This is a genomic window from Spirillospora sp. NPDC049024 (assembly GCF_040649235.1).
Lineage (GTDB): Bacteria > Actinomycetota > Actinomycetes > Streptosporangiales > Streptosporangiaceae > Spirillospora.
Genome location: NZ_JBEZFD010000029.1, coordinates 18,712 through 30,782, shown reverse-complemented (window position 1 = coordinate 30,782; position 12,071 = coordinate 18,712). Strand labels below are relative to the sequence as shown.

7 protein-coding genes, 1 tRNA gene, 1 pseudogene and 1 CRISPR repeat array are annotated in these 12,071 nt (G+C 70.0%); of the genes and pseudogenes, 4 read left to right on the top strand and 5 right to left on the bottom strand.

What is annotated here, in order from left to right; translation table 11 throughout:
• The first annotated feature begins 18 nt into the window (after positions 1-18).
• Complete coding sequence (locus AB0C21_RS37610; RefSeq protein ID WP_500210800.1) at positions 19-2,166, top strand: (Fe-S)-binding protein; 2,148 nt, start codon at positions 19-21, stop codon at positions 2,164-2,166.
• Positions 2,167-2,214: 48 nt separating this feature from the next.
• On the opposite strand, the gene AB0C21_RS37605 is transcribed toward AB0C21_RS37610, so the two are convergent.
• On the bottom strand, positions 2,215-4,029 hold the full coding sequence (locus AB0C21_RS37605) for a BTAD domain-containing putative transcriptional regulator (protein ID WP_500210798.1): 1,815 nt from the start codon (positions 4,027-4,029) through the stop codon (positions 2,215-2,217).
• Between the two features lie 154 nt (positions 4,030-4,183).
• Between AB0C21_RS37605 and AB0C21_RS37600 the strand changes: the two genes are divergently transcribed.
• Entirely contained in the window at positions 4,184-4,954 is a 771-nt protein-coding gene (locus tag AB0C21_RS37600) for a hypothetical protein (protein WP_500210797.1), read from the top strand.
• Positions 4,955-5,082: 128 nt separating this feature from the next.
• Positions 5,083-5,820 (top strand): ZIP family metal transporter, encoded by a 738-nt coding sequence (locus AB0C21_RS37595; protein WP_500210795.1) that lies wholly within the window; start codon positions 5,083-5,085, stop codon positions 5,818-5,820.
• Positions 5,821-5,871: 51 nt separating this feature from the next.
• Here the strand turns inward: AB0C21_RS37595 and AB0C21_RS37590 are convergent, their stop codons facing one another.
• The 4 genes and pseudogenes from AB0C21_RS37590 to dcd all read right to left on the bottom strand — a co-directional run bounded on the left by AB0C21_RS37590 (position 5,872) and on the right by dcd (position 9,729).
• Positions 5,872-6,759: a glycine betaine ABC transporter substrate-binding protein gene (locus tag AB0C21_RS37590; RefSeq protein ID WP_500210793.1), complete on the bottom strand. Its 888-nt coding sequence runs from the start codon at positions 6,757-6,759 to the stop codon at positions 5,872-5,874.
• A gap of 48 nt (positions 6,760-6,807) precedes the next feature.
• A pseudogene (locus tag AB0C21_RS37585) lies at positions 6,808-7,548 on the bottom strand (ABC transporter permease); the annotation flags it as partial.
• Positions 7,549-7,711: 163 nt separating this feature from the next.
• Complete coding sequence (locus tag AB0C21_RS37580) at positions 7,712-8,971, bottom strand: quaternary amine ABC transporter ATP-binding protein (RefSeq protein ID WP_500210792.1); 1,260 nt, start codon at positions 8,969-8,971, stop codon at positions 7,712-7,714.
• A 182-nt stretch (positions 8,972-9,153) separates the two neighbouring features.
• A complete protein-coding gene (gene dcd / locus AB0C21_RS37575; RefSeq protein ID WP_141579376.1) occupies positions 9,154-9,729 on the bottom strand; it encodes a dCTP deaminase in 576 nt (191 codons plus the stop codon).
• Positions 9,730-9,811: 82 nt separating this feature from the next.
• Between dcd and AB0C21_RS37570 the strand changes: the two genes are divergently transcribed.
• Positions 9,812-9,885 (top strand) — tRNA-Gly (locus AB0C21_RS37570).
• Positions 9,886-10,566: 681 nt separating this feature from the next.
• Positions 10,567-12,012: a CRISPR direct-repeat array (repeat unit 37 nt; unit sequence GTGGCGCCCGCCCTCACCGGCGGGCGAGGATCGCAAC).
• Positions 12,013-12,071 lie beyond the last annotated feature (59 nt).

Genomic DNA, 12,071 nt, shown 5'->3' with positions numbered 1-12,071 from the left:
CCCCAGGAGGACGGAACAGTGTTCTGGATCACGTTGGTCATCGGGCTCGCCGGAACGGCGGTCGCGCTGGCGCTCGCCGGGAGGCGAGTGCTGTTCCTGTACGCGATCGCCAAGAGCGGGCAGCCGGACCCCCAGCGGACGCTGCAGGTCAAGCGTGAGCCCGCCAAAGCGGTGGAGGGCCAGGCCGTCGAGGTCCTCGGCCAGCGCAAGCTGCTGAAGTGGACGCTCGCCGGCGTCTCGCACGCCGCGGTCATGTGGGCCTTCATCCTGCTGATCACGGTCTACCTGGAGGCGGCCGTCGCGCTGCTGTTCGGGCTGGACGCCAAGATCCCGGGCCTGCAGACCTGGCCGCCGATCGGCTTCGTCCAGGACACGATCGCGCTCGCCTGCACCGCCGGCCTGATCGTCTTCACCGCGATCCGGATCAAGAACTCGCCGAAGCGGCTGGACCGCAAGTCCCGGTTCAAGGGCTCGCACCTGTCCGGCGCCTGGATCACGCTCTTCATGATCTTCAACGTGATCTGGACGATGTTCTTCTTCCGCGGCGTGGAGTGGGCCAGCGGCAACCTCGACTACGGCAGGGGCGCCTACTTCTCCTACGCGGTCGGGCACCTGTTCGACGGGCTGAGCGACCACACGCTGGAGGTCCTGGAGTCGGTCGGCCTGCTGCTGCACATCGGCGTCGCGCTGGTCTTCCTGGTCTTCGTCGTCCACTCCAAGCACCTGCACATCTTCCTGGCCCCGCTGAACGTCATGTTCAAGCGCCGCCCGGACGGCCTCGGCGCCGCGCAGCCGATGATGTCGGGCGGCAAGCCGCTCGACTTCGAGGAGGCCGACCCCGACGAGGACGTCTTCGGCCGAGGCAAGATCGAGGACTTCACCTGGAAGGGCTTCCTCGACATGGCGACCTGCACCGAGTGCGGTCGCTGCCAGTCGCAGTGCCCCGCCTGGAACACCGGCAAGCCGCTGTCGCCGAAGATGCTCGTCCTGGAGCTGCGCGACCACGCGCTCGCCAAGGCGCCGTACTTCACCGCGTCCGAGGAGCAGCAGCAGAAGTTCACGGACGAGCAGAAGCTCGCCATGGAGGTGGACAAGGCCCTCGTCGGCGACGACGGCGTCATCCACCCCGACGTCCTGTGGTCCTGCACCAACTGCGGCGCGTGCGTCGAGCAGTGCCCGGTCGACATCGAGCACATCGACCACATCCTGGACATGCGCCGCTTCCAGGTCATGATCGAGTCCTCGTTCCCGTCCGAGGCCGGCGTCATGCTGAAGAACCTCGAGAACAAGGGCAACCCGTGGGGCATGTCCGAGATGAAGCGCCTCGAGTGGATCGAGGAGCTCGACTTCGAGGTCGACGTCGTCGACGACAAGGTCTCCGAGGACACCGAGTACCTGTTCTGGGTCGGCTGCGCCGGTGCCCTGGAGGACCGCGCCAAGAAGACGACCAAGGCCGTCGCCGAGCTGCTGCACATCGCGGGCGTGAAGTTCGCCGTCCTCGGCCCCATGGAGGCGTGCACCGGTGACCCGGCCCGCCGCCTCGGCATGGAGTTCGTCTTCCAGATGCTCGGCCAGCAGAACGTCGAGACGCTGAACGACGCGGGCGTCAAGAAGATCGTCGCGACCTGCCCGCACTGCTTCAACACCCTGGCCAACGAGTACCCGCAGATCGGCGGGAACTACGAGGTCGTCCACCACACCCAGCTGCTCGCGCACCTCGTCGAGGAAGGCAAGCTCACCCCGGTCACGCCGATCGAGGAGAACATCACCTACCACGACCCCTGCTTCCTCGGCCGCCACAACAAGGTCTACAAGCAGCCGCGCGACATCATGGCGACCGTCCCCGGCGTCAAGACGCAGGAGATGCACCGGCACAAGGACCGCGGCTTCTGCTGCGGCGCCGGCGGCGCCCGGATGTGGATGGAGGAGCGCATCGGCAAGCGGATCAACACCGAGCGCGTGGACGAGGCGCTGGAGACCAACCCCGACACCGTCTCCACCGCGTGCCCGTTCTGCCTGGTCATGCTGGGCGACGCCATCAACGAGAAGAAGAACGCGGGCGACGCCAAGGAGTCGCTGGAGGTCGTCGACGTCTCCCAGCTCCTGATCCGCTCCATCAAGGGCGAGGGCACCGCGCCCGAGAAGGAAGCGGTCGCCGCCGAATAGCGCGGAACGGATCAGACCCCCGGGCCTCACGGTCCGGGGGTCTTTCCGTCAGCGGGTCCAGGTGCCGGGAGGCGGGCCCGGGGGCGCCGCGCCGTCCGCCGGCGCGTCCGGTTCCCCCGCCGCGGCCGGCGGGAGGGCGACGAGCATGTCGCGCAGGGCGTACACCGCCTGGTACGGGAGGATGTGCCGGGTGGCGAGGTCGTCGACGGTGCTGAGGGGGCCGTGCGCCGTCCGGGCCAGCACGACCAGCTTCGCGTGGTAGGGGTCCAGGCCGGGCAGCGTGGCCAGCAGGTGCTCCGGCGCCGAGTTCACGTCGACCAGGCCCCCGTCGTCGAACGCGCGGGGCAGGTCGGGGCGTCCGATGCCGAGCGTCCGGGCGATCGCCGGGTGGTGCGCCGCGAGGGAGCGGGCCTGCTCCCGGCGGACCCTGCGCTCGATCAGCTCGACGTCGAGCGCGGTCGGGCCGGCGCCGTGGTGCGCGGAGGCCGCGGGCTCGACCGTGAGGAGGGCCAGCTGGAGGGAGCCCCCGAACGTCGTGCCCAGCAGCGAGAGGCCCATCGGGAGGTCCCACCACCCGGACTGCTCCGGGTCGGTGAGGTCGGCGCCGGCGAAGAAGACCATCGTCATCACCAGGTAGGCGAACGCCATCAGCCCGAGCGCGGGGCTCCTGCGCCGTCCAGCGAAGTACCCGATCAGGGCCCAGGTGGCGGCTCCGAAGCTGAGCATCGGGACGGTCACCAGGATGATCCGCCCCCACGGGAAGCGCCGTCTCCGGGGCGCCGCCCATGCGGCGGGCGCGGGGCGACCGTGGTCCGCCGGTATGACGCCGACGGGCGGGGGGCCGTACACGGGCGGATGGGCCGGGGCGGACGGCGGGAGGTAGGGGTGCGGGATCGGTGCGGCGCGCCCCTCGGGCCGGGCGGATACGGCCGGCGGGTCGGGCGGAGCGAACGAGGGTACGGCGTGCGCGGCCGGCGGTGCCGCGCCGTCGTCTCCGGGGCGCGCGGGAAGATCGTCGTCCGGCGGTTCGGGCGGGGGATCACCCGCCCCCTCCGGCTCGCGCGCGGGCGGTGAGGCCAGCGCCGGATCGGAACGCAGGATGCCGAGATGCAGGCTCTGGAGCCGTTCGCCCGGCTCGACGCCGAACTCCTCGGCGAAGTAGGCGCGGGCGTCCCGGTAGGCGGCCAGGGCCTCCGCCTGCCTGCCGCACCGGTAGAGGGCGAGCATCAGCAGGTAGCGCAGCCCCTCCCGGAGGGGGAACTCGGCGACCAGCCGGATCAGCTCGGGCACCAGCTGCGCGTGCCGCCCCAGGTCGAGCCCGACTTCGGCGCTCGCCTCCAGCGCCGCCGCCCGCTCCTCCTCCAGGCGGTCCCGCGCCGCGTCGAAGAACTGGCCGTTCAGCCCGGCCAGCGCCGGGCCGCGCCACATGGCCAGCGCCTCGCGCAGCAGGGCCGCGGCCCGCGCCGCGTCGCCCGCGGCCCGCGCGGCCTGGGCCTCCTTCACCCGGTCCTGGAACACCTCGGCGTCCAGACCGTCGGGCGGGACGTTCAGCGCGTACCCGGCACCGGTCAGCGTCAGCAGCCGCCCCGGCGTACGGGGGGAGCGCTCGGGCTCCAGCACGCGGCGCAGACCGGCCACGTACTTCTGGACGACGTTCGCGCCGTTGTCGGGAGGCTCGCCGCCCCAGACCGCCGCCACGATCGAAGCCGTCGACACCGCCCGGTTGGGCGTCAGCAGCAGGACGGCGAGCACCGCACGCTGCTTGCCCGGGCCGAGGTCGAGTTCCCGGCCGTCCCGCCACGCGGCCGGCCGGCCCAGGATCTCGAAGCGCAGAGCGGACCCCTCGCCCGGCAGCGCGACCACCCCCGCTCCTCGTCATCGGCGCCTGCGCAGTCGTTCCGCAGCCCGGGCGCAGTGACGGCAGCATAACGACAGCGGTTCGACAACGGCATCAAGCAGTCTCTTTCCGGACAACGGGGACGATTGCCCCGTGAAGTAATAGCGAAAGGACTACGGGGTGTCTCATCACCGACTGCGGGCCGGCCGCGCGCCGGGACTGTCGGCCGCGCTCGTGCTCACGGTGGCGTTCGCCGTGGGCTGCGGCCCGGCCGAGGACAAGGAGACGGCGAAGGCGGCGGCCACGCCGGCCGCGCGCTCCGCCGCTCCCACGCCCGCCTCCGCGATGCCCAACGGGGTGGAGAAGCTGAACGCCGCCGAGATCCTGAGCCGCGCCCGCAAGGCGACGGCGTCGGCGAAGTCACTGCGGATGCGGGGGCAGGTCGAGGAGGAGGGCGAGAAGTACGCGCTCGACTTCCGCTACGCGGGGAAGGCGAAGGCGACCGGATCGTTCGGGATGGGGGCCCAGAACATCCAGATCACCAGGATCGGCACGGACCTCTACTTCAAGGGCGACGACGCGTTCTGGAAGTCGATCGGCGGGAAGCCCGCGGTGCAGCTGCTGTCCGGCAAGCACCTCAGGACGACCGTCAAGAACCGCGACTTCAAGGAGATGGCGCTCTTCACGGACCGGTCGGCCCTGCTCACCGAGGCCGTGAAGTCGCTGGACGGCTGGAAGAAGGGCCAGACCGGGGCGGTCGGCGGCGTCCCCACCGTGGCCCTGGTGGCCTCGACCGGGGACAAGATCCACGTGGCCATGCGCGGTGAGCCGTACGTGCTGCGGCTCGACGGCGGCGCGGGGAACCGGGTCGACTACCTCGCCTACGACCAGCCGGTGGACGTCCGGCGGCCGCCGGCGAAGACCGTGGTCGACGCCGACGCGCTGAAGTGACGCGCCGTCCGCTCGCAGCGTCGCGCGGCGGGGCGCGACCGGCGAGCGGGCGGCGGCATCCCGCCGGCGGGTCCGCCCCCGCCGCCCGGAGGGGATTGGGGCGGTCGGCGCGCTGGTAAAACCCAGGGATGGCCGTGCTCGTGTCCGTCCTCGCGTTCCTGATGACGCTCGCGGGCGGCCTCACGGCGATGCGGGTCCGCGACCACCGGCACCTCGTCCTCGGCCTGGCCGGCGGGCTGATGCTCGGCGTCGTCGCGTTCGACCTGATTCCCGAGTCGCTGGAGCTGACCCGGCACCGCCCGTTCGGCGTCCCCGCCCCGATGATCGGCTTCGCGGCGGGGTTCGTGCTGCTGCACGTCGTCGAGCAGGCGGTGGCGATCCACCGCGCCCACGAGGAGGAGTACGCCCCGCACGCGCACGTCCGCGGCTCCGGCTCCGGCGGGCTGCTCGCCGCGCTCGCGCTCGTCGTGCACAGCCTGGTGGACGGCCTGAGCATCGGCTTCGGCTTCCAGACCGGGACCGAGACCGGGGTCTTCGTGGCGCTCGCCGTCGTCACCCACGACTTCGCGGACGGCTTCAACACCTTCACCGCCGCCTCGCTGTACCGCGGCGACCGGCGCCCCGCCGTCCTGCTCCTGCTCGCCGACGCCGCCGCCCCGGTCGCCGGGGCGGCCATCGGCATGCTGGCGACCGTCCCCGACGCCGTCCTCGGCCCCTACCTCGGCGTCTTCGCCGGAGTCCTGCTCTACCTGGCCGCCGCCGAGATCCTGCCCGAGGCGCACAGCGTCCATCCGCGGTTCATGACCCTGGCCGCCACCGGGCTCGGGCTGGCCGCCGTCCTGTTCAGCGTCGGGCTCGCGAGCTGAGAGAGGGCCGCCCGGAAACCCGGACGGCCCTCTCTGGGAACGTTCCCGGCGTCAGCCGGTCAGCGACGTGGCGTAGCTCTGGTTCGTCTTGAGCCACTCGTCGACCGCCTGGTCCGGCTTGCCCTTGTACTGGTTTTCCATCAGGTCCTCAAGGGCGCCGAGCTGCTTGTCGTCCATCTTGAACTTCTTCAGCCAGCCGCTGACCTCGGGCTGGTCCTTGCCGAAGTCCTCACGGGCGACGGTGTAGATGCCGTCCGGCTTGCCCATCGCGCCCTTCGGGTCCTGCAGGTCGCGGATGGGGTACTTCGAGTACGCCCAGTGCGGGCGCCACAGCGTGACGACGATGTCCTTCTTCGCGTCGATCGCCTTCTTGAGCTCGGTCAGCATCGCCGCCGTCGAGGACGTCGTGACCTTGTACTCGTCCTTCAGGCCGTAGGCGGGGAGCATCTTCTCCTGCGACACCCGGTACAGGCCGGAGCTCTTCTCGATGCCGACGATCTTGCCGCCGTACGCGCCGCCCTTGCCCTTCAGGTCGTCGAGCGTCTTCAGCGGGGAGTAGTTCGGGACCGCGATCGTCAGCGGCGCCGAGTCGTACCAGGAGCCGACCTTCTCCAGCTTGTCGCCGTACTGCTTCCAGTAGTCCTCGTGCGTTCCCGGGAGCCAGGCGTCCACGAACAGGTCGACGTCGCCCTTCGCCATGCCCGCGTAGAGCGGTCCGGTGTCGAGGGTCTTGACGTCCACCTTGTAGCCCTTGTCGGTGAGGAGCCGCTTCCACAGGGCCGTGGCGGCCTCACCCTCGGCCCAGCCCGCGACCATGCCGATGGTGATCTCCTTGTCCTTCCCACCCCCGCCGGAGTCGGAATCACCGCACGCCGTGGCGCTCAGACCGAGCGTCAGCGTCAGCGCGGCGACCGTCAGGCCCTTCAACTTGAAGCGCATGCCCATCCTTTCGTTCGCTTACAGGGGGTTATGTGGGGGGAGCGGAAATCAGTTGCCGCCGAGGCCGGCCATCGCGGCCTCGCCGGCGCGGGGGCGGGTGAACAGCGCGCGCATCATGCTCGGGCCGTCGCCCAGCGCTCCGGTCAGGCGGTCCAGGTAGATGGCGAGGACCACGACGGCGATACCGCCCTCGAAGCCCTTGGCGACGTCCACCCGGTTGATGCCCTCCAGCACCTCGCCGCCGAGGCCGCCCGCCCCGACCATGCCCGCGATGACGACCATGGACAGCGACAGCATGATCAGCTGGTTGACGCCCGCCATGATCGACGGCATCGCGAGCGGGATCTGGATCCGGGTCAGGATCCGGCCCGGCGGCGTGCCGAACGCCTCGCCCGCCTCGACCATCTCCGGGTCCACGCCGCGGATGCCGAGCTCGGTCAACCGCACTCCCGGCGGCATCGCGAAGATCACCGTCGCCACCACGCCGGGCACCGAGCCGATGCTGAAGAAGAAGATCGCCGGAATCAGGTACACGAACGCCGGCATCGTCTGCATGAAGTCGAGGACCGGGCGGACGATCCGGCTCACCATGTCGCTGCGCGCCGCCGCGATGCCGATCGGGATCGCCACCACCGTCGACACCAGCGCCGACACGAGCACCAGGGCCAGCGAGTCCATCGCGGGCTCCCACAGCTCCATGCTGTCGACCAGCGCGAACCCGAGGACCGTGAACAGGCCGAGCCTCCAGCCGCTGATCACCAGCGCGATCAGTGCCAGGACCAGCGTCAGCCCCAGCGGCGGCAGGAGCGTCAGGACGCTCGTCAGCCCGTCCACCGCCGCCTCGATCGCCGAGCCGATCCCGTCGAACAGCCACGACAGGTTGTCGGTGCACCAGCTCACCAGGCCGTCGAACCACTCGCCGACCGGCACCCGGGGCAGCTTCATCGCCGCGTCAGTCGTCGTCACCGCTGCCACCCTCCTTCGTCAGCGCCAGTTCCGGCTCGTCCTCCTCGACCATCTCCTCCACGTGGGAGTTGATCGCGCCGAGCGCCGCCAGCAGCGTCACCCGGGGGATCACGCCGAGCAGCGTCCCCTTCTCGTCCGCCACCGGCACCGGCAGGTCGCTCTCGGCGACCCGCACGAACAGGTCGGCCACCGGGGTGTCCGGCGCGACCGGCGCCGGGTCCTCCGGGTCGATCAGGCCGTCGAGCGTCTGGACGTTCTCCTGCACGGCGTCCGCGATGACCGTCGCCCGCACCCGTCCGACGAGCTTGCGGTCCCGCCCGACCACGAACGCCGCCGAGGTCTGGTGCTCGCGCATCGTCCTGAGGGCCGTCCGCGGCCCGGTCGACGCCGGCACCGTGACCAGCGGCTTCTCCATCACCGAAGCCGCCGTCAGCACTCTGGTACGGTCCACATCCGCGACGAACTGGGCGACGTAGTCGTTGGCCGGGTCGGTGAGGATCTCCTCGGCCGTCCCGATCTGCACGATCCGCCCCTCCCGCATCACCGCGATGCGGTCGCCGATGCGCATGGCCTCGTTCAGGTCGTGGGTGATGAAGACGATCGTCTTGCCGAACCGGCTCTGCAGATCGAGCAGCAGGTCCTGGACCTCCCGGCGGATCAGCGGGTCCAGGGCGCTGAACGCCTCGTCCATCAGGATGATGTCGGTACCCGAGGCGAGCGCGCGGGCGAGCCCCACCCGCTGCTTCATCCCGCCCGACAGCTCACCGGGGAGCTTGCTCTCCCAGCCTTCGAGACCCACCAGCGCCAGGAACTCCCGGGCGGTCCTCTCTCGTTCCTCCCTGGGAACGCCGCGGACCTCGAGCCCGTACGCCGCGTTGGCCAGGACCGTCCGATGGGGGAACAGCGCGAAGTGCTGGAAGACCATGCTGATCTTGTGCTGCCGGAGCGCCCGCAGCGCCTTCGGCGGCAGCTTGGCGATGTCCTGGCCGTCGATCTCGACACTTCCGGACGTGACCCCGAGCAGTCCGTTCAGCATCCGGATGAGGGTCGACTTCCCCGACCCCGACAGGCCCATGACCACGAAGATCTCGCCCTGCCGGACCTCGAACGTGGCGTCCACCACCGCCGGTGTGACTCCGAGGTCGCGGATCGCCGACAGATCAGCGCCCGCCTTGAGTTTCCGCTGTGCCTCGGCCGTCCTGCGGCCGAAGAGCTTGGTGACGCTTTCCGCGCGGAGTACTGACACGATCTCCTTCCGGGTTCCCACGCCGGTGCGCGGAAACGGGTCGCCTCGTCCGTGCAGGCCCCCGGCCCTCAGGTAAAGAGGGTGTCAACCGAACGCCATGCCTGTGCGTCGCCCGAAACTACCCGTCCAGAGAACATGTTTCATCTTTTGGTGACTTGCGTCACGTTCGGGTAACGAACCAACTACACTTTCGTCCGGTGAAAGTTCTGGTACGAACGTGAAGGCGTCGGCCCCCGCTGGTCCTGGTACCGCGACCCGTACTTCGCCGACCCGTAGGGGTACTCCGCCGGCGAGCTCGTCCGGAACAGGCACATCTGGCCGATCTTCATCCCCGGCCACAATTTGATCGGCAGCGTCGCCACGTTCGACAGCTCCAGCGTCACGTGCCCGCTGAACCCCGGATCGATCCACCCCGCCGTCGAGTGCGTGAGCAGCCCCAGCCGCCCGAGCGAGCTCTTGCCCTCCAGCCGCGCCGCGAGATCCTCGGGCAGCCCGAACACCTCGTACGTCGAGGCGAGCACGAACTCCCCGGGATGCAGCACGAACGCCTCCTCGGCGTCCACCTCGACCAGCCGCGTCAGATCCGGCTGCTCCACAGCGGGATCGATGTGCGGATACCGGTGGTTCTCGAACACCCGGAAGTACCGGTCCAGTCGAACGTCCACACTGGACGGCTGGACCATGACCGGCTCGTACGGGTCGATCTTGACCCGCCCGGACTCGAGCTCGGCCCTGATATCGCGATCGGAGAGCAGCACCCCAGAAAGCTATCCCACGCCACACCCCCACCGACGATCCGGTACAGTAACCAAGGCACGGGCACCGTCAAGGCCGCCCGACGCGGGTGTAGTTCAATGGTAGAACTTCAGCTTCCCAAGCTGACAGCGCGGGTTCGATTCCCGTCACCCGCTCCAGCGTTCCCGCAGGTCAAGCTACCTGCTTCGGGCTTATTGATCTTGAATTAAGATCTTCTATCACTCATCTATCACCCTGGACGTCATGCGACTGGTGCGCATGAACCGCCCCTCCGACGACCCACGTGTCACGCTGGAGACACCCTCGCGCCGGGCCTCGCGGCGATCCGTCGGCTTCCGAACCGTCCTCTATGCGCCGTCTCGCCCGGGTCCCTGCCCGGTCCGCGGACGGTCCTGGATCGGTTGCCCAGTCGACACTCTCAGCCATCCTCGCCACGCGGTTGGCTGGCCGATTTTCGGACTCGCAGGCTCCGGTGCCCAGCGCCCCTCGGCGTGATGGGCTTCTAAGCGCGACCACAGTGCCCATGCCGAGGTTGTCGACGTAAGAGCTGAGGCGGAAGATGGTTGCTTCTGGCGAGCGTTAAGGCGATGAACCTGACGTCGTCGGTCTGCGATGGTTGAGACGCTAGACCGTGAACTTCGGGACTCTGCGCCCCTGCGTCTCGATCACAAGACGCACCTAGAGCTGTGCATCGCCTTGCTTTGCGGTACTTCGGAACCATGAGTGAGCACAAAATGCCCCGGTGGTTCCGAAGGACCTATGGGAGCCTTTGGGGTGTTCGCGCAAGTCCATCTCGTAGCTGATTCACTACGGTGAGAAGTAACAGCTGTTCAGATGGAGTGGCGCCCGCCCTCACCGGCGGGCGAGGATCGCAACCTCTCATTGGTGGTGGTGAAGTCGCCGACGACCTCGGTGGCGCCCGCCCTCACCGGCGGGCGAGGATCGCAACTTCAGCTCATCCATCGTGCTCGTGACTGTCTGGCCGCGCGTGGCGCCCGCCCTCACCGGCGGGCGAGGATCGCAACCACTCGGCGGCCATCTTGTCGCCGATCTTGTCCACGAGGGTGGCGCCCGCCCTCACCGGCGGGCGAGGATCGCAACCACGAGCCCTTCACGTCGGAGCACGCCGACGGCAGTGGCGCCCGCCCTCACCGGCGGGCGAGGATCGCAACCTCCGCAACCCGACGTGGACCGGCCGGATCATCAGCCACAGTGGCGCCCGCCCTCACCGGCGGGCGAGGATCGCAACCACCGGCAGGACGTACTCCGCCTCATACCGGTCCGTGTGGCGCCCGCCCTCACCGGCGGGCGAGGATCGCAACGTCCGCATCGGCTGTCCGGAAAGGGACTTAGTGCGGTGGCGCCCGCCCTCACCGGCGGGCGAGGATCGCAACGGTCTGGACCTCAAGAGCCTGGCCATCGGCGCCGGTGGCGCCCGCCCTCACCGGCGGGCGAGGATCGCAACCTCCACCGTCTGCCGCATGTCGGACACGTAGTCCGCCAGGTGTGGCGCCCGCCCTCACCGGCGGGCGAGGATCGCAACCTCCCCATATGCCTTTCTCGCCGTGGCGGGTGGCGTGGCGCCCGCCCTCACCGGCGGGCGAGGATCGCAACACCGAGCTGCACGAGCAGGGCCTGATCCAGCAGGAGAGTGGCGCCCGCCCTCACCGGCGGGCGAGGATCGCAACACCGGGTCCCACGTCCAGGAGGTCGCCTCGTCGCGGGGCTGTGGCGCCCGCCCTCACCGGCGGGCGAGGATCGCAACTCGATGGCCAGGACCCCCGCGAGGTGGGAGCCGGGGTGGCGCCCGCCCTCACCGGCGGGCGAGGATCGCAACGTATAGCCGTTCAAGCCGCTCCCCTCGGCCGCCCAGTGGCGCCCGCCCTCACCGGCGGGCGAGGATCGCAACGTCTACGAGAACGCGAACACCGGCGACCGGGTCGAGCGGGTGGCGCCCGCCCTCACCGGCGGGCGAGGATCGCAACGTCGTGCTGGCCGTGTCGATCGTGCTGGGGGCCGTGGTGGCGCCCGCCCTCACCGGCGGGCGAGGATCGCAACGACGAACTCCGGTCGCGCGACCCTCTGACCAAAGAGGGTGGCGCCCGCCCTCACCGGCGGGCGAGGATCGCAACTGATACACGCCGTCGCCGTTGTAGTAGCGGCCGTTCAGGTGGCGCCCGCCCTCACCGGCGGGCGAGGATCGCAACGCGGTGAACGTCTTGGTCAGCGTCGCCGTGGCCTGGCCGTTGTGGCGCCCGCCCTCACCGGCGGGCGAGGATCGCAACGCGGTGAACGTCTTGGTCAGCGTCGCCGTGGCCTGGCCGTTGTGGCGCCCGCCCTCACC